This window comes from Alkalibacter rhizosphaerae, from assembly GCF_017352215.1.
Lineage (GTDB): Bacteria > Bacillota > Clostridia > Eubacteriales > Alkalibacteraceae > Alkalibacter > Alkalibacter rhizosphaerae.
This window is the reverse complement of the sequence record NZ_CP071444.1, coordinates 1,157,057-1,178,963: the sequence shown is the minus strand read 5'-3', so window position 1 is coordinate 1,178,963 and position 21,907 is coordinate 1,157,057. Positions and strand designations below refer to the sequence as shown.

22 protein-coding genes and 1 pseudogene are annotated in these 21,907 nt (G+C 39.0%); 20 read left to right on the top strand and 3 right to left on the bottom strand.

Annotated elements, in window-relative coordinates; all coding sequences use genetic code 11:
• The 7 genes from J0B03_RS05835 to J0B03_RS05805 all read left to right on the top strand — a co-directional run bounded on the left by J0B03_RS05835 (position 1) and on the right by J0B03_RS05805 (position 6,579).
• On the top strand, positions 1-1,287 hold the full coding sequence (locus J0B03_RS05835) for a DNA methyltransferase (RefSeq protein ID WP_207300909.1): 1,287 nt from the start codon (positions 1-3) through the stop codon (positions 1,285-1,287).
• Positions 1,269-2,537, top strand: coding sequence for a TRM11 family methyltransferase (locus tag J0B03_RS05830; protein ID WP_207300908.1), 1,269 nt, complete (start codon positions 1,269-1,271; stop codon positions 2,535-2,537). The genes J0B03_RS05835 and J0B03_RS05830 overlap by 19 nt, the downstream gene beginning before the upstream one ends.
• Before the next feature lie 16 nt (positions 2,538-2,553).
• Positions 2,554-3,309, top strand: coding sequence for a hypothetical protein (locus tag J0B03_RS05825; RefSeq protein ID WP_207300907.1), 756 nt, complete (start codon positions 2,554-2,556; stop codon positions 3,307-3,309).
• Positions 3,310-3,327: 18 nt separating this feature from the next.
• On the top strand, positions 3,328-3,741 hold the full coding sequence (locus J0B03_RS05820) for a hypothetical protein (RefSeq protein ID WP_207300906.1): 414 nt from the start codon (positions 3,328-3,330) through the stop codon (positions 3,739-3,741).
• The gene (locus tag J0B03_RS05815; RefSeq protein ID WP_207300905.1) at positions 3,734-4,747 is read left to right on the top strand and encodes an AAA family ATPase; all 1,014 of its coding nucleotides are present in this window, start codon (positions 3,734-3,736) and stop codon (positions 4,745-4,747) included. The genes J0B03_RS05820 and J0B03_RS05815 overlap by 8 nt, the downstream gene beginning before the upstream one ends.
• 8 nt (positions 4,748-4,755) lie before the next feature.
• On the top strand, positions 4,756-6,021 hold the full coding sequence (locus J0B03_RS05810) for a hypothetical protein (protein ID WP_207300904.1): 1,266 nt from the start codon (positions 4,756-4,758) through the stop codon (positions 6,019-6,021).
• Positions 6,022-6,186: 165 nt separating this feature from the next.
• Positions 6,187-6,579 (top strand): hypothetical protein, encoded by a 393-nt coding sequence (locus J0B03_RS05805; protein ID WP_207300903.1) that lies wholly within the window; start codon positions 6,187-6,189, stop codon positions 6,577-6,579.
• 74 nt (positions 6,580-6,653) lie between these two features.
• On the opposite strand, the gene istB is transcribed toward J0B03_RS05805, so the two are convergent.
• Together istB and istA are read right to left on the bottom strand one after the other, a co-directional pair.
• Positions 6,654-7,430 carry an IS21-like element helper ATPase IstB gene (gene istB, locus J0B03_RS05800; RefSeq protein WP_207300902.1) on the bottom strand — a complete coding sequence of 259 codons (777 nt, stop codon included), beginning with the start codon at positions 7,428-7,430 and terminating at the stop codon, positions 6,654-6,656.
• A pseudogene (gene istA, locus J0B03_RS05795) lies at positions 7,417-8,760 on the bottom strand (IS21 family transposase); the annotation flags it as partial. The gene istB and the pseudogene istA, both read right to left, overlap by 14 nt.
• Positions 8,761-8,900: 140 nt before the next feature.
• On the opposite strand from istA, the gene J0B03_RS05790 reads away from it, so the two are divergent.
• Together J0B03_RS05790 and J0B03_RS05785 are read left to right on the top strand one after the other, a co-directional pair.
• Positions 8,901-9,389, top strand: a complete 489-nt coding sequence (locus J0B03_RS05790) for a transposase (RefSeq protein ID WP_207300901.1) — start codon at positions 8,901-8,903, stop codon at positions 9,387-9,389.
• Complete coding sequence (locus tag J0B03_RS05785; RefSeq protein WP_207300900.1) at positions 9,386-10,444, top strand: IS3 family transposase; 1,059 nt, start codon at positions 9,386-9,388, stop codon at positions 10,442-10,444. The genes J0B03_RS05790 and J0B03_RS05785 overlap by 4 nt, the downstream gene beginning before the upstream one ends.
• Here the strand turns inward: J0B03_RS05785 and J0B03_RS05780 are convergent.
• Entirely contained in the window at positions 10,441-10,629 is a 189-nt protein-coding gene (locus J0B03_RS05780; RefSeq protein ID WP_246798202.1) for a LuxR C-terminal-related transcriptional regulator, read from the bottom strand. The genes J0B03_RS05785 and J0B03_RS05780 overlap by 4 nt on opposite strands.
• A gap of 432 nt (positions 10,630-11,061) precedes the next feature.
• Here J0B03_RS05780 and J0B03_RS05775 point away from each other — a divergent pair, with 432 nt between their 5' ends.
• The 11 genes from J0B03_RS05775 (at position 11,062) to J0B03_RS05725 (ending at position 21,893) form a co-directional block, all read left to right on the top strand.
• A complete protein-coding gene (locus tag J0B03_RS05775; RefSeq protein ID WP_207300899.1) occupies positions 11,062-11,883 on the top strand; it encodes a S1 family peptidase in 822 nt (273 codons plus the stop codon).
• 202 nt (positions 11,884-12,085) lie between these two features.
• Positions 12,086-12,880 carry an ImmA/IrrE family metallo-endopeptidase gene (locus tag J0B03_RS05770; RefSeq protein ID WP_207300898.1) on the top strand — a complete coding sequence of 265 codons (795 nt, stop codon included), beginning with the start codon at positions 12,086-12,088 and terminating at the stop codon, positions 12,878-12,880.
• A gap of 66 nt (positions 12,881-12,946) precedes the next feature.
• Positions 12,947-13,330, top strand: a complete 384-nt coding sequence (locus J0B03_RS05765) for a helix-turn-helix domain-containing protein (RefSeq protein WP_207300897.1) — start codon at positions 12,947-12,949, stop codon at positions 13,328-13,330.
• Between the two features lie 36 nt (positions 13,331-13,366).
• Positions 13,367-14,086, top strand: coding sequence for an ImmA/IrrE family metallo-endopeptidase (locus tag J0B03_RS05760; protein ID WP_207300896.1), 720 nt, complete (start codon positions 13,367-13,369; stop codon positions 14,084-14,086).
• Between the two features lie 350 nt (positions 14,087-14,436).
• Positions 14,437-14,580: a hypothetical protein gene (locus J0B03_RS05755; RefSeq protein WP_207300895.1), complete on the top strand. Its 144-nt coding sequence runs from the start codon at positions 14,437-14,439 to the stop codon at positions 14,578-14,580.
• 179 nt (positions 14,581-14,759) lie between these two features.
• Complete coding sequence (locus tag J0B03_RS05750) at positions 14,760-15,092, top strand: HTH domain-containing protein (RefSeq protein ID WP_207300998.1); 333 nt, start codon at positions 14,760-14,762, stop codon at positions 15,090-15,092.
• A 16-nt stretch (positions 15,093-15,108) separates the two neighbouring features.
• On the top strand, positions 15,109-15,414 hold the full coding sequence (locus tag J0B03_RS05745; protein ID WP_207300894.1) for a hypothetical protein: 306 nt from the start codon (positions 15,109-15,111) through the stop codon (positions 15,412-15,414).
• Entirely contained in the window at positions 15,411-16,547 is a 1,137-nt protein-coding gene (locus J0B03_RS05740) for a DUF2800 domain-containing protein (RefSeq protein WP_207300893.1), read from the top strand. The genes J0B03_RS05745 and J0B03_RS05740 overlap by 4 nt, the downstream gene beginning before the upstream one ends.
• Before the next feature lie 73 nt (positions 16,548-16,620).
• On the top strand, positions 16,621-17,154 hold the full coding sequence (locus J0B03_RS05735; RefSeq protein ID WP_207300892.1) for a DUF2815 family protein: 534 nt from the start codon (positions 16,621-16,623) through the stop codon (positions 17,152-17,154).
• Positions 17,155-17,179: 25 nt separating this feature from the next.
• On the top strand, positions 17,180-19,555 hold the full coding sequence (locus J0B03_RS05730; RefSeq protein ID WP_207300891.1) for a DNA polymerase: 2,376 nt from the start codon (positions 17,180-17,182) through the stop codon (positions 19,553-19,555).
• Between the two features lie 88 nt (positions 19,556-19,643).
• On the top strand, positions 19,644-21,893 hold the full coding sequence (locus tag J0B03_RS05725) for a phage/plasmid primase, P4 family (protein WP_207300890.1): 2,250 nt from the start codon (positions 19,644-19,646) through the stop codon (positions 21,891-21,893).
• Positions 21,894-21,907: the final 14 nt, after the last annotated feature.

The following is a 21,907-nucleotide window of genomic DNA, read 5'->3' as shown; positions in this document are numbered from 1 at the left end:
ATGCACCAGAAATTAGAAGATAAGTTTAATGTAATACACCCAACAAATAAAAATGCTACTTATTCCAGCATTATGAACTACTCTGATGACTTAAAGAAGCCACTTCAAAGATGGTATAGATATAAAGAAGGATTTTCTATAGAACTAGTTAAACAGTTAATTGAAGATTATAATAAAAATCCAAACGGGGTTATCTTAGATCCTTTTTTAGGAAGTGGGACAACTGTTATTACCGCTAATAAACTAGGCTTTAAGGGAATTGGATTTGAAGTTAATCCATTCTCATATTTTTTGTCGAAATGCAAATTGCGAAACTATGAAGAAGATTGTATTAAAGAATTTCATAAATCGTTTAATGAAATAACAAAAAAAGCAATGGAGAGAGTGGACAAATATCCTCTTCCAAAACTTTCAATTTCCGAAAAAGTCTTCGATGATGAAGTTGAAGATTTTTTTATGACCGTTAAACAATTTATTGAAAAAGCTGAATACAAGTTTGTTGAGACACAAGAACTTATGTTATTAGGGTGGCTTTCAAGCATCGAAGAATTATCAAATTATAGAAAGGCTGGTAATGGCTTAAAAAAGAGAAAATATGTAAAACCAAGGATACTTAGTAAAGAAGATGGGTTTTCTGTAATTGGCAATAACTACCAAAACATCTATGAAGATATTACAAACAATCACTTCGATTTTAATATCGAAATTTATAATGATAGTAGTTTGAACATGGAATCTTATATTTCTGAAGGTTCAATAAGTGGAATAATTTTTTCGCCACCATATGCTAATTGTTTCGATTATACAGAAATTTACAAGTTAGAACTCTGGTTTGGAGAATTTGTCAATGAGTACTCTGATTTAAAAAACTTGAGAGAAGTTTCATTACGCTCGCATCTAAATGGTAATCTAGTTATTCCAGAGGATGCTGTCGTTACAGATACTTTAGAATTACTGTTAAAGGAGTTAGAAACAAAAGAATTGTGGGATAAACGAATACCTAAGATGCTTAAACTTTACTTTAACGACATGTTTAGAATAATTGATAACGCATATAAAGTCTTAGAAAATGAAGGATTTTGTAGCATCGTTGTTGGAAATTCAGCTTATGGTGGAATTGTGTTTCCAACTGATTTAATCCTTGCTGAGTATGCAGAAAGTATAGGGTTCACTGTAGATAAGGTAGAAGTTGATAGATACATTATAACTAGCTCTCAACAGTATGAAATGACAAAAAACAACAAGAAATTCTTAAGGGAGAGTGTAGTATGTCTAATAAAGAAATAGCCCCAATAATAGTTGAAAGTCTACCAATTGATATTCAAGATGGAGGGACTTATTCAATAGCACAGTCAAATCCAAATACTTTTACTCACATTTATTTCAAATACCCTTGTCGATTTATTCCAGAAATACCAAGATGGGCGATTAAAAAGTATTTGGGTAGTAAAAAGGGTGTAGTTTTCGATCCTTTTGCAGGGAGCGGGACAACCCTTCTTGAAGGAGTTATTAATAAGCATGATTCGTACGGTACAGAAATTGATTCGATAGCGAAATTAATAATAAAGGTAAAAACGACAGCTTTAACAAAAGATCAGATTGCTTATATGAGTGCTATTTTTGAGGAAATTATTTATAAAGTAAAAAATGATGATGTACCTGTTATTCTGCCGGAAATAAATAATCTAGATCATTGGTTTAATGAAGAAAATAAAACCTATTTAGGGAAAATAAAGTATTTAATAGAAAAAGTTGACGATAATGATGTCAAAGATTTTCTAAACTTATGTTTTGTTTCTATAATAAAAAAAGTTTCAAATGCTGATGACATTTCACCAAAACCATATGTTTCAACAAAAGTAATCAAGACACCGCCACATGCTTTGGGAGAGTATATTCAAGTGTTTAAAAGGTATTCTAATGCAATAAAAGATTTTTCAAAATTAGAAATTGATAACCAGGCTAAATTGGTAGAAGAAGACGCATTAAATATTAAGCTTGATTTCAAAGTGGATTTAGCAATTACGTCACCACCTTATATTAATGCTTTCGATTATGCCAGAACTCTTAGATTAGAAAATTTATGGATGGGAGATTTATCTGAAAAAGATATACGCGAAAAGAAAAAAGACTATGTAGGGACCGAAAGTTTGAGCTCGGCAGATGAAGAAAAAGATTTAGAAATATTAACGGAAAGTAAGCTTCTAAAAGAATATTACTCAAAAATCTATCCTGTTGACAAGAAGAGAGCGCTTGTAGTTAAACGATTTTTTGCTGACATGAAGCAGAATCTTGAAGAAGTAAGACGAATACTTGAAGTTGGCGGTCATTACGTAATTGTAATCGGAAATAGTACTATAAGAAAAGTAGAAATTGAAAGCTGGAGAGTTATCGAAGATATTGCAAAAAATTTAGGTTTTGATTCTGAACTTCATTTTGATTATATTATTCAAAACCCATATATTCGAATACCTAGAAAAAATAGAGGGGGAAAAATTAACTTTGATCACGTTTTAGTACTTAGAAAAAGTAAATAAAGAAGGTGGAAAATTAATGGATTTAAGAGGTTGGAAATATGAGGGTAGAAAGATATCAGACAGTCTTCATGTCCAAATGCTTTCTATGATGGAGATATTGAATGATCCCGCTCAAGTTCAGGGTAGAACTTGGGGTGGATCTCTTCAAACTTATATTGGAGATGAATTAGGAATTTCATCAGGTCAAGTGAGGACCATTAAAAGGATGATGGAAGAGTTTAATTTATTGAAAAAGGGGGCATTGAATCAAAGAAGTGTTCCTTCTAGGGAATCAATCTACACAAAGAATGGTGAAATGCTTTTAGAATTATTCGCGTCTGAGAAACTAATGAAAGAAAAGAGATCCTTGCCACATCTTGAGCAAATTAAAGAAATCAACAGTATTTATAAACTTTATTATCAAGGTGTCTTGATTGAATATAATTTTATAAATAGCGAAGGTAAAAGACTACACCCTTTAAAAGCCACTTTAAAAGCAGTTAGAAAATTTGATTACCTAGATTATTGGGAGTGGTACATTCTTAATACATTAATCACGCAAGATGACAATAAAGATGAAGAGGAAGAGCTAGAAAAAACAATTATGAAGTACAGGAATGGCAAAATAGATTTTAGCGAATCAGATATTAAAGAACACTCTCTATCACATTCATATGTACTGGGGAATTTTGTACATGCTGGTTTTTTGAGATTAGAAGGCCGCAAGGAGAGCATAAAAATATTTATTGACCCAAATGCTGATGAAATTGTAAACAATATATTAAAACAATAATATGGGAGGTAGCATGTAATGGGGGATAGTGATGCAAAAGTAATTATTGATACACAAATCAACGAAAAACTGAAAAGAATCATGGAACAACGAAACATTCATACTGATCATTTCAAAAGAACATGGATGGAATTAGTGGAATTTGAAAAAGTAACCGATTTAAAGGAGGATCTGCAAATAAAAATCGATAGATTACCAAACTTGAACAAGGATGATGATATTTTTCTATTTGATAATGTAACAGGTTCATGTTTAGGTCTATTTAACGTTGTTGCTTTCAGGGAAGAAAATGAGAGTTTTTTAGTAGACTTGAAGAAAGCTATAAGGTTTACTCCAACGCTGAATATCAAAGAAGTACTGTCTAATGAAGAAGTATCATCTGAGTTAAAAAGACAAATTGTTGAAAGCCTTGGGGGTGAAACGAATGATTGAGCTAAAGAAAAGCGACATTGAAATATTGAATGATTTGCTTAATCAAAAAACAGTAATCAATGTAATTCCAACAGATATCACAAAACATTTGCCTGCAGATTTTTCTATTGACAATGCAATTTTAAACAAGATTTGTTCTTCCATAAATTCGGGTAGCCATATCATGTTAAGTGGATCACCAGGAACTGGAAAAACAACTTTAGCAATGGCGATAGCAAAGGCTGCTACAAACAGAGAAGCTATTTTTACCACTGCAACATCAGATTGGACAACATTTGATACAATAGGCGGGTATCTTCCTGATATAAATGAACCTGGCAAGTTGACTTTTGAACCCGGTATTATTTATCAGAGCATTTCAGATAGAAGATGGATTGTAGTTGATGAAATTAACCGAGCACCTATAGATAAAGCTATCGGACCATTATTTTCAGTTCTTTCAGACAATGATGTTAGTCTAGCCTACAAAAATACAAAAGGTGAAAGGCTGAGGATTGTTTCAGGAAATGAATATAATTCTGACAATACAATATATAAGGTTGATTATTGGAGAATGATAACAACTTTAAATGAGTTTGATAAAATGTCTTTATATGAAATGTCTTATGCTTTCCTAAGACGATTTGCAATAATTCATGTACCAGTACCTAAAGATTATTTAACTCTAATAAACAATTGGTTTACTGGCTTCAACACCACCGTGATAGAAACTGTGAAGGCTATTGCAGAAAGTGTTATGAAAAGCGAAATCAGAGAAATTGGACCAGCGGTATTCAAATCTATGGCAATTTATATGGGAAATAGAAAGAATATTGATTCAGATGATTTAACTCATTTGGTTGAAGCAACAGAATTGTATATATTAGCACAATTTCAAGGTGCGGATGAACAAGAGCTTCAAAAACTGCTAAATATCTATTTGGGGAAATTAAATTCGAGAACGGATCTAATTGAGGACCTAAAAAATCAATTCAATAGTGTATCAGGATACACTATGACATTGTAGGTGTTGATATGAATGCAGAAGAAACTGTTTTTGTAGATGATAAATTAGATATGATAAATGCTATAAAGGATGAGTTCTTATATTTGAATCTTTATAGAAATTCTGAAATTCTTGACATGTTGATTTCAGGCATAAACATAAATGAAAATGATTTTTCAAAAGTAAACTATTATGATTTAAGGGATTTTCATTTTTTAGTTTATTGCTCCAAGCAAAACCTGCCTGAAGTGTTGAAAAAACTAAGAATGCAGTTTGATATTAATGCTACTAGGAATACTTATGAACAAAGAGGAGTAGTAAGAGGTAATATTGATTGGCAATCTACATTTATTAAACGAAACGGAATCAATGCAGACACTTCTTTGTTTATAGTTCGAGATCAAAATAGAGAGTTTGATACAAAACCAAATAGAATGCTTAAATATATTCTGCATCATTTATATAAGTTGCTACAAGATATTGAGAAGCTAATACCAGGAGAAATCGAACCTGAGTGGTTTACTAACATCGCTTCTATGGAATCAAGTTTAATAATGATTCTTAATTGCTCGTATATAAAGCAAGTCACATTAGTAAAGAATATTACTTCAGATCTTGTCGCATCTGGGCTTAAGCATAGAAATCCGCTCTACAGATTAATTGGGAAAATAGCCCAAAAATATTATAGCGTTTATGTGAAAAAAGATCCAGATTCTATATTTGAGATTATTAGGAGCCAAATATTGGTACCTAAATCAGTTGATAAGGTATTTGAAATATTAACACTATTTAACTGTGTTAAAACTGCAGATGAGTTAAAGAATTCATTTGGAGGCAAAAGAAACTTTTCTCTACTTAGAAGTAAGTATGATAACAAGATCATATATGAGTATGACAATGGCGTTACTATTAACATATTTTATCAGCACACTCCTAAGAGCCTCAGCTCTCATAGTAGATACTTTGATATCATGAAAAGTTATGGTTATAATGCGAAAATGGCTATACCTGATATAGTGGTTGAATGCATTAGCGTGGATTCATCATATGTATCAATAATAGAAGTTAAGTATTCTGATGATGTCGCATATATTGGAACAGGTTTACAAACATTATTAGCATATGTTTGCGATTATGAAAAAGCATGGTCAGAGAAAAGTAAAGCTATGCTTATTGTGAAGCCAGCAGTTAAAACCACACCTGCTAACGAATTTAATAATAAGATTTTAATAATTGACAAAGAAAAGATGCAGGAGAAATTTGCAGAACTTTTTCTAAACATGCTGGCAATCTAAACAAGCTGCTATGGTTTTTAATTTTACGTGATTATTGCATATACAGTATATTTCACGGCTTGGGAGTAATGCGTATGGTAGATAAGAAATTTGCAAAAATTCTTAATTGGATAGTATGGATTGTGCTGTCAATAACGGTATTGATTTTGGTTACATTATTTTTGGGTGGCTAATGTCAAAACGATCACCTTTTTTTTCGACATTAGCAATAATTGGATTGGATATTTTGGTGGAATCACAGGAGGGTTAGTAACTTTACTTAGAGTAATTTTGACGCTTAGAAGCAATGAAAAAATTGCACATATTAATAATCGGCATAGAGTTATACCATCTTTGAAATATTCAACAAATGAAGATCTTAAGAGACAAAATTATGTTGGAAGTTATACATTTATAGTAGAAGAGTTTATTAAATATGCTAATAAAGAAGACAATGGGGCTATAAAAGATTTATCGACATCCATATTCATAAAAAATATCGGGCCTGGTAATGCTAGAAAAATGCATATAAGCATAATAGCAAAAGGCAATTACAAAATAATTTCAGTTCTTGAGTGAATATTCCGTTTGGATGGTACCGGGAGTCCGGCGCGGTGGGAACCGCAGTTCCGGACAAACGATACCGAGTAATATTATTCACTTAAATATTTGTCCAAACCATAAACTTCTCTCATGGAAAAATCCCTGGATGGATCAATGCTTTCGATGTTGATTCTATATGCGTCATGAACAATGCGGTCAAGAATGGCATCTGCAAGAGGTGAATCATCTCCACCAAGTTGCTCATACCAGCCCTCATGTCTGTATTGGGAACAAAAGATGGTTGAAGATCTCTTCCTTCTGTGATGAAGAAGTTCAAAGATATCCTTTGATTCTGTTGGTGTCGGTTTTAAGAGGAGCCATTCATCTATAATGAGCAGTGCTGGACTTGCATACTTACCCATTACTTTTTTGTAGTTGCTTTCTTCTCTGGAATATTCAAGATCAAACAAGAGATCCGGCAACCGGACATACTGGGTCTTGAAATACTGTTTGCATGCTTCCATCCCAAAAGCATTGGCCATGTATGTTTTTCCGCAGCCTGTTGCACCGGTTATGAAAATATTCCGGTGTTCAGATATATAATCGCAGGTAGCAAGCTTTCGAATCAGATTCTTGTTCAGTTTGCGCCCTGAAACATAATCGATATCCATAATATTTGCATCCGGTTGCTCGAATTGTGCATTCTTGATCAACCGGTTTAGACGATTGTTTTTGCGTCTTGTGTATTCAAGGTCAACCATCATGGCGAAACGATCTTCAAAGTCGATCTCCTTCATTTTTGGATCGGACATTTGTTGGCGAAAAGCGTCAGACATAGCTGTCAGGTGCATTTCAATAAGTTTATCGATTGTACTATTCGTTATCATTATTCATACCTCCATAGTATCGGGCGCCTCGAGTAACGCCGTATTTATTTTGCGTGGATTTCTCTTTTGTCTGATTGGTTTTCTCTTTGATTCCTGTCGCAAGAATATTTTTGATAATCTTGTAACTAGGACTGGCAGTAAAGCTTAATGCTTTTTCACAAGCAGCTTCAAGTCGTTGCGGTGAATGTTTTTCAGCCAGTTTAAGAAGACCCATGCAGCTTCTGTAGTTTTGTTGTTCCACACGATTGGAGGTAAGTATAGCATCAACCGCTAAGTAAGTGTTGTTGCCGATCTGTTCAGCCCATTTTCTGAAACGATCACCATTCCATTCCAAGTACTTTTGGTGATCGGGTGGCATGTGCTGAACTGTAGTATTGTATTGTCCCTTTCTCCCAAACAGACGTTGATGGGATGCTACGCGGTTGTGATTGTAGAAAATTTCAATAATCCGATCTGTTATTCTTACATCGACTTTTCGTTTGATGTATTCAAAGGGTACAGAGTATAGCATTCCTTCTACAGATATGTGATAATTAAACTGAACGGTGGCTTGTTTCCAATCTGCCAGTTCGTAGGAGGTAGTGGGGAGTGTGCCAAGGTAGGGCAGTTCTTCGTTGTGGAAGAGACTCGATCTGCTACCTTCCTTCTTTTGAAAGTCTCTGGCATTGAATTCTTCCAGCTCTTCACGAATTGCTGCATTCAGTTCAGCCAGGGAGAAGAATTGTTCGTTCCTTAACTTGGCACTGATCCAAGTGGATATGTTGCCCACAGTACCTTCGACATTGGGCTTGTCTTTTGGTTTTCGGACTCTTGCAGGGATAATGGCCGTATTATAATGTTCAGCCATTTCATGGTACGTTTTATTTAACTGCTGAGTGTACCAGCCTTTGTTGTGGATAACAGCGATTTTGCAATTATCCGGCACTAGTATTCTGGCAACACCACCGAAATATTCATACATGTGAACATGAGCTGTTATCCAGGCTCGCTGCTTTTCATTGATGAATGCTTCCACATATGCGTATTGGCTGTATGTCATGACACCGACAAAGATATGGGCATCTATAGCTTCACCGGTATCTGGATCAATGATCTTGGCCGGATCTCCCGCCCAATCAACCTCGACCTGCTCACCAGGTTTACGGTTGATGTTCATGGTAGCACGACGTTTCTGTTCATCTTGTTGAATGTGATAACAAAACTGCGAGTACATGAGAGGTTCATCACCGTTTAAGCGGCATTCTTCCATGTATTCAGTCCACAAAAGCTTTTTACTGACACCGTTTTTATGGAGCTCTTTACGGATGTACTCGAAGTCAGGAGTACGTTTTTCATCATTGATTTTGTTTGCTGGTGGAAACATCAGAACAGATACTTCTTTTTCTGTTGGATCGCCATCCCCCTGTGTTAGGGTAGTTGTCGGGTGATCAAAAATAATATATGCTAGTAGCCAAGAGAGAGAGGATCAATATGGCTACCTACAGTAAAGAATTTAAAGACAAATTAATCAAGTTGATGTTACCACCCGAAAACAAGTCTATTAAGGAACTGGTTGATGAGTATCATGTCCATGAGCAGACCCTGTATAAATGGCGTAAAAGGGCAAAAATCAAAGGAACTGTCTATCAGGATAATACAGACTCCAAACAAAAATATTCAAAAGAAATGCAGTTGCAAATCATTATTGAGACCAGTCCGCTCAACAAATGTGAGCTCTCAGAAACTTGCCGATGCAATGGCATATATACGGAGGAAATCGAGTCTTGGAAGCAAGCGATCATCACCGGTGAAACAGATGAAGAATCCAAGGTCAAAAAAGAACTCAAGGACAGTCAAGCCGAGCTTAAACGTACAAAAAAGGAACTGGAGCGCAAGGAGAAAGCGCTTGCCGAAGCTGCGGCACTCCTGGTGTTAAAAAAAAAGATGCAAGCGATTTGGAGTTCGGACGAGGAAGATTGACCAGCCAATCAAATCGCATCAAAGTGATTGTAGCCATCGACGAAGCAGTCTTTTCAGGAGCCAGACAGTTCAAAGCCTGCGAAGTCGTCGGCATTAGCGAGAGGACCTACCAGCGCTGGAAAGTTCAGGGTAACGACACAAAAGACGGTCGTCCGGATGCGCTAAGACCCATACCTGCAAACAAGTTGCATTTGGAGGAGGAGAAGAAGATCCTGCAGGTGATGAACCAAAAGGAACATCGAAGCCTTTCCCCAAACCAAGTCTTTCATAAGCTCATTGATGAAAAAGGAACATATATAGCCTCGATTTCAAGTTATTATCGGGTCTTGAGATATTTTGGTCAGGTCAACCATCGTGGTTATGCCAAAGCACCCATTAGCAAGAATATTACAACACATTGTGCAACAGGTCCCAATCAGGTCTGGATGTGGGATATCACCTGGCTTCCAGGACCCGTGAAAGGAATATATTATTACCTGTACATGATCATTGATTTATTCAGCCGCAAAGTGGTTGGCTGGGAAATCTGGGATCACGAGAGTTCTGAAAACGCCAGTGTTCTTGTGAAGAAGGCTGTGTACTCCGAAAATGTATTGATGAAGAACGAGCCTTTGGTGTTACATTCTGATAACGGAAGTCCGATGAAAGGTGCTTCCTTGTTGACAACGCTGTATAATCTAGGGATCGTGCGATCCAACAGCAGGCCAAGAGTGAGCAATGACAATGCTTATATTGAGTCAATGTTCCGAACGGTCAAATACATGCCATCTTTTCCCCATAATGGATTTTTGGATATTGAAACTGCCCGCAGATGGGTCGATGCCTTCGTTGATTATTATAATAATGACCACCACCACAGCAGCTTGAAATTTTTGACTCCCAACCAAAGACACAATGGATCGTCCGATGAGATCCTTCAAAGAAGAAAAGAAATACTGGAAACTGCAAAGGCAAAGAACCCTGAACGATGGACCGGACCGGTTCAAAACTGCACCATGGAACAAGCCGTTTGGCTGAATCCATCAAAAGAGAAAAACAATGAAAAAGCATGCTAGCATATTTGAGAAAAGCGACAACTATGTTGACAATTACCGCCATCCAAAGGCCAAGAAATGTTTAATTCTCTAGCTCTTTTTAAGACCTTGTTAACGGTCTTTTTCGAAACACTGCAGCTGTAAGCAATGTTCTGTTGGCTTAAGCCGTTAGAGCTAAGCCGCAAAATTTCAAGATATTTGGTCATAGAAATGACCTCCCTATAATATATTTACATCAAATGATGTATGAATATATTATAAGTCACATGGTGCACTGTACCACTATTGCAGTTTCCATTATGACGGAATCATGGTTTCCGAGCACCGGACAGGTGGTGTAATCTGCTCCGGAATACTCACTTGAGGAAGATTTTCATAGATGGCTTTATAAAGAAGAAACAATAGAACTAGTTTTTAAGTTTGAAATACCAAGGCTAAACGAAAACATTGGATTTGAAATGAATGTTGAATATTGCGATGTAATTGATAATGAGAAATATTCACAAATGATAATATTTCATTACAATAACAGAAGCAAAAGATTAGAAATTGGTTATATCGATGATATGGATCCTGACAACTAAGACTAAATAAATGGTAACAGGGATATGAAAGAGTTGAAAACAAGGAGGGTTATAATGAAATTGACCACCATTGAAGAGCAGCTTCTATTCTCGACTTTAAGAATTGAATCGCTTGATGAAAAAGATGAAGTAGTGAGTATTGGCACAGGATTTCTTATTAAAAGAGAAGTACACCCTCAAGAATATGTTGTCTATTTGGTATCTAATAAGCATGTTTTATTTGCATCAGATAAAATAAGATTAACATTCACACAGAAGGACACCTCAGGGCAAGAACCTGAGATAGGTAAAACTATGACATTTCCTATTTCAGATATAGTTAAGAATTTGCATATACATTCAAATCCTAGTGTGGATATTGCGGTTATGTCTGTTACGGGATTGTTTATTAGCTTTCCGTTTTTATTTTTTAAAGCGATCGGTTATGAAATGCTAGCGGATTTTGCAGAAGAAGAGTTATCAGTAGCCCAGAATGTTGCTTTCATCGGATATCCTGATAATAGATTTGACCAAAAAAATAATCTCCCGCTTATACGCACCGGAGTGATTTCAAGTCATCCAAAAGTTAACTACAATAATGAGCCAATTTTTATAATTGATGCTCAAGTATTTCCAGGTTCAAGTGGCAGTCCATTAATAATAAATCTTAGTGTTGAACATTGGAAAACTGGCAATATTACTATTGGTGGCACCCCAAAAATAAAGTTGTTAGGAGTTGTTGCGGCCACAATGATTCGCAATAATAAACTTCAATCATTGTCAACTTCAAAATCATCCGTGCTTTCGACTCAAGAAGTTATTGGGTTAGGAATTGTTTATAAATCAACGGCACTTAAAGAGATAATTGATGCAATTCCGATTAGTAGCGTTAGATAAGTATTCAATTATTATGTTAGTAGTTTGGTACGACTCGAATAAATGTATCTACATCCGGAGATTATGAATTGTAAAATTTAAGATCATCGTAAAATAACTTATGAAATAAAAAATCTTCCTTCAGACAATTGACAAGGGAGATTTTCTCATAGTATAATGTTCGCATAGAAGCATACAAGCAATCTTGAAGAGGTGTAATCAAATGATCTCGTTGGATTTCAAAACAAAACGTAATGGAGTACCGGTTCTTTCTAGAAAAGAGATTGAATCTATGGCAGAGGCAGTAATGTATTCGTACAAACCTAGTCTGGTCACGGATCCAGGAGTTTTGGATGTAGAACTTTTCGTAGAAAACTATGCAGAATTGGAGATGGACTACAAGGATTTGACGCATGATGGCTCAATACTAGGCATGATTGTCTTTAATGATTGTCATATACCAGTATATGACTCAGAAAGAAATAAGGCAAAGAGAATTCCTGTCAATGAGAAGACTATTATTGTTGACAATATGCTTCTAGAAGATGATCAACGCAGACGAGGTAGATTTACTCTGGCACATGAAGCTGCTCATTGGATTTTGCATAGGCATCTATACTTAAAAGACAAGAGCCAAATTTCCCTTTTCGATGTAATGGATGTTGCGCAACAGAATCTACCACTAATCAAGTGTCGTACTGTAGATATTGAAAGTCACAGAAATAAAGACTTTAAAACAGATGAAGAGTGGATGGAGTGGCAAGCGGATTATTTGGCTTCAACAATGCTCATGCCGAAAAAAGCATTTTGTAAAGTTGCGAGCGGTAAATTTCAAGCGGCGAAAATTCAAATTGGATACTGCAAGTTAGGCACAGATTTTGAAACGGATATAAAGGCTGAATTAATAGCCTGTGAGATAGCGGACATATTTGATGTGTCATTAACAGCTGCAAAAATACGGCTAAAGGGTTTAGGTTTTATTAAAGACCAGAAAGATCACCAACAGTCCTTGTTTTAAATAGCCAAATGGCTGATATCCTTGATTTACAGGGTATTAAAAATATAAATTGGAGGTGAATTTTTTATGAGTCCTAATCAATTTGGAGAATTTATAGCTAACAAGAGGAAAGAGAAGGAAATTAGTTTAAGGGGCATGGCAGAGTTACTTGATTTGTCACCGGCGTATTGGAGCGATATCGAGAAGGGAAGAAGAAATCCACCCAATCTGATTATTCTCCAGCAACTAGCGAATATCCTAGGACTAAGCAATGGCGAATTGGATGAAATGGTAGACATGGCATCCGATGACAGGGATGAAATTCCTATGGATTTACCTCAGTACATCAAAGAGAGTGATCTTGCTAGAACAGCGCTCAGAAAAGCACGAAAAAAGAGCGAATCAGATGGTAGCGAATCGACAACAAAAGCATGGGAAGACTTTATCAAAGCACTTGATGAAGAACAATAAAAAAGCTTGAAGTTAGAAAACAAGGAGGTGTTGCCTATGATGCTAAACAATTATTGTGTACCGGTTTTGAGTAAGAAGGATATGGATGTTGAAGCAACAAAGTTTTTAAAGCGTTACTGTCCGGAGGCTTTAGAGAGACCTATGCCGGTTCCAGTTGAGGAAATTGCGGAACTGAAAATGAATCTAGATATCGACTATGTCAATATTGATGAAGCTTGCGAGACGCTGGGTATGATGATATTTTCGGATGGACTGGTTGAGATATACGATCGCAAAAGAGAGAAGTATGTTCTCAGAACCTATAAAAAGGGCACACTCCTTGTAGAGAGCGATATCGGGGCCAAAAGGAATAGGGGCAGGGAACGTTTCACCATTACCCATGAAATGGTACATTGGCATATTCATCAGTTCCGTTTCTATTTGTTGGGGTTGATAGATCCATCATTGGCAAAGGCGTGTCGTTGCCCACAAGAAAGAGTCCACTTTCTTCAAACTCCTGAAGATTGGATGGAATGGCAAGCAGACAACTTGGCAGCGGCAATTTTAATGCCAGCAGCGATGTTTCGAAGAAAAGCGGCAGAGTTATTTGGCAAATATCGAGTAGGCACGCGAGTCAACAAATATATGTGGATGGGGTTTTCTCCAGGTTATATTAATACACTCGTCATTGAGGAATTGGCTAATACTTTCCAGGTCTCTAAACAAGCGGCGGAAATTCGAGTACAGACATTAGGAGTTAGACTTCTGGAAGCATAGCAGTTTGAAAAGTTACTGCGGTATTATTTTTTTCCAGTCATGTTCGCGTGAAAGCTAACGTGACTGGAAATGTGGACGAAGATATTTTTTTAAAGTCAATGTTCGCTAGTATGCTAACAAGACGAAAAATGGGGAGGTGGATGCCATAGGAAAAAAGTTAAAATGTCCCGCATGCAATAATAAGCGTTTAATGGATGTTGTGAACGCTAGAGACGGAGAGATCGTGATTAAATGTCCCAAGTGTAGACGAATCATAGATGTAACTTTCCAAGACGATAAAATCAAGACAAAAGCCATGTAACAAATATTATGGCAATTCAAAGTCAAATTGATGAAGGAGGTGAGTCAAGATGGCTAAAAGCAATAGAAAGCAAACATCCAAGAATGTTGCGAGTAAAGCTTCATCTCTATTAAGAGATGGCAGAACTAGCGCAAAAACCAAATCTGTAGCTGCCAGCGCCTTGTCACAAACAAAGCCAGCAAAAAAGAAGTAAACCATACCGAGCAACGGAGTCGAACCAGAACTACCAAATAGCCGGATGAGTAAGAACTAACCATTCTTACTTATCTGGCTATTTTTTATTTAACTAAAAGATTTTTTAAATAGGAAATGAACCTGCCTATTTAACTTTTATTCTTTAAGCACAGAGCAAGGGAAGGAGGTGAGAAAGTGATGGGACCAAATGAAAGACGAATGGAAATAATGGAAACTTTATGTCACAGAAGACGAGAAACAATGTCCAACTTGGCATTTGAATTTGGCGTCAATGTAAGGACCATTAGAAATGACATTAACATCCTATCGCTTTCTTATCCTCTGGAAACAATCCGTGGTCGTCATGGTGGAGGTGTGAAGGTAACTGACGGTTATTATTTAAACCGGAAGTACCTGAATCCTGCGCAACAGGAGTTACTGGAACGGTTAAGCGCGCAACTGTCCGGTGATGACCTCACTGTAATGAATAGCATCTTCAAGGATTTTGCTCTGAATAAGAATATGGGATGAAGAAAGGAAGTAGAGCATGAATGAAGTTTATTTAAACATAGCCGAGGGGCATGAAAAATTGGCGGCTGGTTACAGAGCTTTGGCTGGTAAGGCCACAGATTCAGAATCCACCGTTCCAGAGCCCCCTGTTCCAGAGCCCCCTGTTCCAGAGCAACACCAACCAACCCTCGAAGAAATCAGGGCTGCAATGGCTGACAAGAGTAGGGACGGGCACAGGGAGGCTGTGAAAGCCATCATCACCAAATATGGAGTGAACAACCTATCAGCGCTGGAACCAAAGCACTATGCGGCCGCACTTAAAGAAGTGGAGGAGATTAAATGAGCGGATCCTCTAATGCGCATGCTGTCTACTCCGCATCAGGAGCGCATCGCTGGATGAATTGCCCACCATCGGCGCAACTGGAACAGCAATTTCCAAACGAGACAAGTACCTTTGCTGAAGAAGGAACTGCAGCACATGATCTGGCGGAGCATAAGCTTAAAAAAGCGCTGAAGATGCGGTCGAGAAAGCCCACAAGCGAATACCAATCCGATGAGATGGATGAAATGACAGACCTTTACGTGGAGTACTGCCTTGGTCTGATTGAGAAGTCGAAGATGAGTTGTTCGGACCTTCAGATACTTATCGAACAGAAGCTGGATTTCAGCGATTACGTGCCGGAAGGGTTTGGGACTGGAGACTTGGTGGTGGTTGGAAACGGAACTCTTCATGTGGTGGATTTTAAATACGGGAGAGGCGTCATAGTTTCAGCGGAGAAAAATCCGCAAATGATGCTGTATGCATTAGGAGCTTTATCCCTGTTTGACATGCTCTACGACATAAAGAATGTGTCCATGGCTATTGTACAGCCAAGAGCAGATAACTTTTCCACATGGGAAATAAGTGTGGATGAACTGCTCGAATGGGCGGAAGAACAGTTGAAACCGAAGGCGCTATTAGCGAGCACAGGAGGCGGAGAGTTTTGTGCCGGAGATCACTGCAGGTTCTGCAGAGCGAAGAATCAATGTAGGGCGAGAGCTGTGAAAAACCTTGAGCTATTAAAGTTCGAATTCCAGGACCCATCTCTTCTTACAGAGGAAGAGGTAGCAGAAATAATTGGTCTTGCTGATGAGTTGTCCAAATGGGCGGGGGATGTCTACACCTATGCTACAGCTCTTGCCATCAATGAAGGAAGGCAGTGGGATGGATTCAAATTGGTCGAAGGAAGAACCAGGAGAAAGTACACCGATGAAGTCGCAGTTGCAGAGGCAGCCAAGGTCGCAGGATATACAGATATTTTCAAGCAGAGCCTTATCACTATCACGGAGATGGAAAAGCTCATGGGCAAGAAGAAATTTAACGACACCGTAGGAAGTCTCGTAGAAAAACCAAAGGGCAAACTAACCCTCGTTCCAGAGACGGACAAACGTCAAGCAGTAGCACCGATCCATGCAGAGTTTCAGGTGGAAGAGTAAATGTCAACAGTAGTGATTGTAGTAACCAAGCTCAATAGAGCAAATCAAATTCAAATAACAGGAGGATTTTAATATGAGTAAAGAAACGAAAGTAGTTGTTCCAGGAAGATTTAGTTTTGTGAACGTTTGGGAGCCTAAAAGCATCAATGGAAGTGATCCAAAGTATAGTATTTCCATTATCATTCCAAAGACAGATAAGAAGACCATCAATACTATTTTGAAAGCCATTGAGGCAGCTAAGCAAGATGGAGCAGCTAAGTTTGGAGGGAAAATTCCTGCAAACCTAAAGACGCCACTAAGGGATGGGGATATAGATCGGCCGGATGATCTTAACTATGAAGGATGTTATTTCATCAACGCTAACTCCAAAGATGCACCACAGGTTGTGGATGGAAAGATACAACCCATCTTGGATCGAAGTGATGTTTATTCGGGTTGCTACGGTCGAGTAAGCATAAATCTGTACGCATTCAACGTCAATGGGAACCGGGGTATTGCGGCTGGACTTGGAAACGTTCAGAAACTTAAAGACGGAGAACCTCTAGGTAGTAAAAGCCGAGCAGAAGACGATTTTGAAATCGAGGAAGATGATGATTTCCTGGCTTAGTATTAAACGTGGATGGAGAGTGCCTATGAAAACACTATCCATTGATATCGAGACGTTTTCCGATATTGACCTAAGAAAATGTGGCGTTTATCGCTACACGGATAGTCCGAACTTCGAGATCCTACTCTTTGCTTACAGCATAGATGAAGGAACAGTCCAAATCGTTGATCTGGCCAGCGGCGAGGAAATCCCTGAGGAAATCATTGAAACAATACTTGGGAGCAATACCATCAAGACAGCTTTTAATGCCAACTTTGAGCGCGTAGCGCTCATGCGACATTTTAGTCGAATATTTGGGCGGAGAGTGTATCTTGATCCCTCTTCATGGAGATGTAGCGAGGTTCAGGCAGCGATGCTTGGGCTTCCTCTCCACTTGGAGGGTGTTGGTGAAGTATTAAGGCTTGATGCGCAGAAAATGGATGAAGGGAAGTCTTTGATTCGCTATTTCTGTGTTCCTTGTAAGCCAACTGCGGCTAATGGTGGCAGAACAAGAAACTTACCGCATCATGCACCGGATAAATGGGAGGTCTTTAAGCGCTACAACATCCGTGACGTGGAAGTGGAGCTGGAAATCAGAAAGAAGCTTGAGAACTATCCTATACCAGCATCAGAGCAATATCTTTATGAGCTGGACCAACGGATCAATGACAGAGGCATCATGGTGGATATGGTACTGGTAGATCAAGCAATTTCCTGTGACAAGCAGTTCACTGTTGCTGCAACAGAAAGAGCCTATGAACTGACCGGTCTAGAGAATCCAAACTCTGTATCGCAACTAAAAGACTGGTTGTCAGAGCGGGGTGTGGAAGTTGAAAGCTTATCCAAGAAAAATGTAAAAGAGCTGGTTGATGGAGCAGATGGGGAAGTGGAAGAAGCATTAAAACTGAGACTTCTCATGGCCAAAACTAGCGTCAGAAAATATGAAGCTATTGAAAGGGCAGTTTGCTCTGATGGTCGGGTCCACGGTTTGTTCCAATTTTATGGAGCAAATAGGACGGGGCGTTTTGCTGGAAGGTTGGTACAATTTCAAAACTTACCGCAGAACCATCTGATTGACTTGAAGCTTGCCAGAGACTTGGTAAAAGAGGGACGATTTGATGATCTGCAGATGCTCTTTGGCAATACGCCTGGTGTCCTATCAGAATTGATAAGAACCGCCTTTATTCCCAAAGAGGGACACAGGTTTGTCGTTGCAGACTTTTCAGCTATTGAAGCAAGGGTACTGTCTTGGTTAGCTGGTGAAAAGTGGCGACTCGATGTGTTTCGTTCCCACGGGAAGATTTATGAAGCTTCTGCCGCGCAGATGTTTCATGTACCCATTGAGGAGATTACAAAAGGCAGTCCACTCAGGCAAAAAGGGAAAATTTCAGAATTGGCCTGTATCGCGCAAGGTGAACAAGTGTTAACGAATGAAGGACTTATCCCAATAGAAGATGTCACAAAAGAGCACAAACTTTGGGACGGAAATGAATGGGTAAGCCACGATGGCGTGATTTATAAAGGCGTGAAGAAAGTGATTGAGTATGACGGACTCAGAGCTACAACTGACCATCTGGTGTGGGTCGAGGGGCAACCGAGGCCAATACAATTTGGAGAAGCTGCCGCCAGCGGCGCACATCTCATGCAGACAGGAGATGGTGGGAAAGCGATAATTTACTCAGATCATCAAAGTAGCAGAAGATGCTGTTGTGGAGAAACGAAAGAACTGGCGGTTGATCGAGGCAAGGTTAGAGTTTATGACATACAAAATGCCGGAAGGCATCATCGTTTTACCGTATCGGGGAAATTAGTTCATAACTGTGGTTATGGTGGCAGCGTTGGAGCTCTAAAAGCCATGGGCGCATTAGAGATGGGAGTCGAAGAACACGAACTTCAAAGTTTGATCGATGACTGGCGCAGTGCCAACCCGAACATAGTGGATTTCTGGTGGGCAGTGGATCAAAAGGCCATTGAAGCGGTGAATGGTAGAACGAGTACCGAGACCCATGGGATTACCTTTACTTACAAAAGTGGAATGCTATTCGTTACTCTTCCTTCCGGACGGAATCTAGTGTATGTAAGACCAAAGATCCAGCTTAACCAATTCGGCAGAGAAGGTCTCTCCTACCAAGGGATAGGAAACACAAAAAAGTGGGAAAAGATTGAAACCTATGGACCGAAGATTGTAGAGAATATCGTCCAGGCTACAGCGCGGGATTTACTTGCAGAGGCTATGATCCGACTAGATAAGGCTGGACTATCCATCGTAGCTCACGTGCATGATGAAGTGATCTGTGAAGTGCCGATAGGAGAGTCCAGCGTTGAAGAAGTATGCAGCATCATGAGCCAAAGTCCTAAGTGGTCAGAAGGTTTGCCACTGAATGCGGATGGCTATGAATGCGACTTTTACATGAAGGATTAGGTGACAACTGAACATGAAAGAGAGGAAAAATAAATGGCATCAAGAGATTATATTAAACACTTCAGCGTGAGAGTTGGGAGGTTCACAAATGATTGAGTTTACTTTATACACAGCAACTTGTATCGGGAATCTTTCAAACTGCATCTATCCAAACAAGGTAGTTGTAACGGATAAGGATTCTATGGCGAAAGCTGTCATATTTGACCATGTAGCAGCTCACTACAAGGATAATTACCGCGGCAATGCCAACTTCGTCAAGTCAAATTGTGTCGTGCTTGACTGCGATAACGATCACTCGGATAATCCCAAAGACTGGGTCACCTCCGTTGATGTGGCCAATGCTTTTATGGATGTTCCCTTTGCAGTAGCTTACAGCAGAAATCACATGAAGCAAAAGGGAAGCAAAGCTGCCCGGCCGAGGTTCCATGTTTATTTCCAGATTCCTGAAACGAAGGACAAAGAAGAATACGCAGCTATAAAACAGCAAATCGTCTCGGCGTTTCCCTATTTTGATACGAACGCTATCGATAGTGCCAGATTGATCTTTGGGACAAGTAATCCGGAAGTCAAGTTTTTCGAAGGGGAGCTGTGCATCATTGAATTCCTAGAGAGTGATGTTTTTGCGAAATGGGATGAGGAACAGACAGAAATCCCGGAAGGTCAGCGAAATAGCACCATGTCTAGATATGCAGGTAGAGTTATAAAGCGCTATGGGAACACGAATGAAGCTTATGATTTGTTTTTAAAAAAGGCTGAGGATTGCAATCCGCCCCTTGAGGCATTCGAGCTTAAACTTATATGGGCCAGTGCGGTGAACTTTGGTAGGAACATAGCTAATCAAGAAGGGTATATCCTTCCGGAAGAATACAACGTAGAGCTGGAATTAAAGCCTGGTGATTTTTCCGATGTCGGTCAAGCCAGCGTTCTTGCAAAAGAGTATGAGGGGAAACTTCGCTACTCACCGTCTACGGACTACATTGTCTATAACGGCAGCTTTTGGGAGGAGTCCAAGCCAAAATCGCAGGCCATCGCCCAAGAGCTAACAACCAGGCAATTGGAGGAAGCTCAAAAAGAAATCAGAAAAGCACTTGATGAGATGTATCGAAATGGGGCCATGGATATCATCACGTCTATTGGACTGAAGAAAGCGCCAAGTGCTTTTAATAAGCTTCAAGCTCGTTCATTTGAAAAGTATGAAGACGCTAACAAGTACAGAAATTATGCCATCAAACGCAGGGATTCAAAGTACATCGCCGCTAGCTTAAAAGAGGCAAGACCAATGCTTGAAATCCAGCAAAGAACCCTGGATGCGGACGAGTTTTTGTTAAACACGCCAGCAGCTACATATGATTTGCGCAAAGGGCTGGCAACTACCTTGGATCATGATCCGTCTCATTACATCACCAAGCAGACTGAAGTGGATCCCGGTGATAAGGGAGCGGACAATTGGGAAGATGCGCTAAGCTTATTTTTTCAAAATGATGAAGAGCTTATAGACTACGTTCAGAAAATCGTTGGTCTTTCAGTGATCGGTAAGGTCTATGTGGAAGCCATGATTATTGCTTATGGTGAAGGTCGAAACGGAAAGTCTACCTTTTGGAATGTAATCTCCAGGGTGCTAGGAACCTACAGTGGGAATCTCTCGGCTGATATGCTAACCGTCAGTTGTCGTAGGAATGTAAAACCAGAGCTTGCGGAAGCGAAAGGAAAGAGACTTCTTATTGCGGCAGAGATGGAGGAGGGCATGAGGCTAAATACCTCAAATGTGAAGCAGCTTTGCTCTACGGATGAAATCTATGCAGAGAAAAAATACAAGGATCCTTTTAGCTACATACCTAGCCATACACTGGTGCTTTATACCAATCACCTGCCAAGGGTCGGGGCCATTGATAAAGGCACATGGCGCAGGCTTATTGTGATCCCATTTGCTGCAAAGATTGAAGGAAGCCAAGATATTAAGAACTACGGCGATTATCTATTCGAAAATGCTGGGGGCGCTGTGCTCACTTGGATCATTGAGGGGGCAAGAAAAGTCATCCATGCAAATTACAAGATAGAGCCTCCGGAAAAAGTGAAGGATGCCATCGAAGCTTATAAGGAGAATAACGACTGGCTTGCACATTTCTTAGATGAGTGCTGTGAGGTGGATACTTCATGCACTTCGAAATCTGGAGAGGTTTATGATGAATACCGTGCCTTTTGCCATAGAACTGGCGAATTTACCCGTAGCACAACTGATTTTTATACAGCACTGGATGCTGCAGGTTTTGAAAAACAAAGAAAGAAAAACGGTAATTTTTTAAAAGGTCTTAGAGTAAAATCTGAGTTTTTAGAGTAAAAGGTGATGGTCGA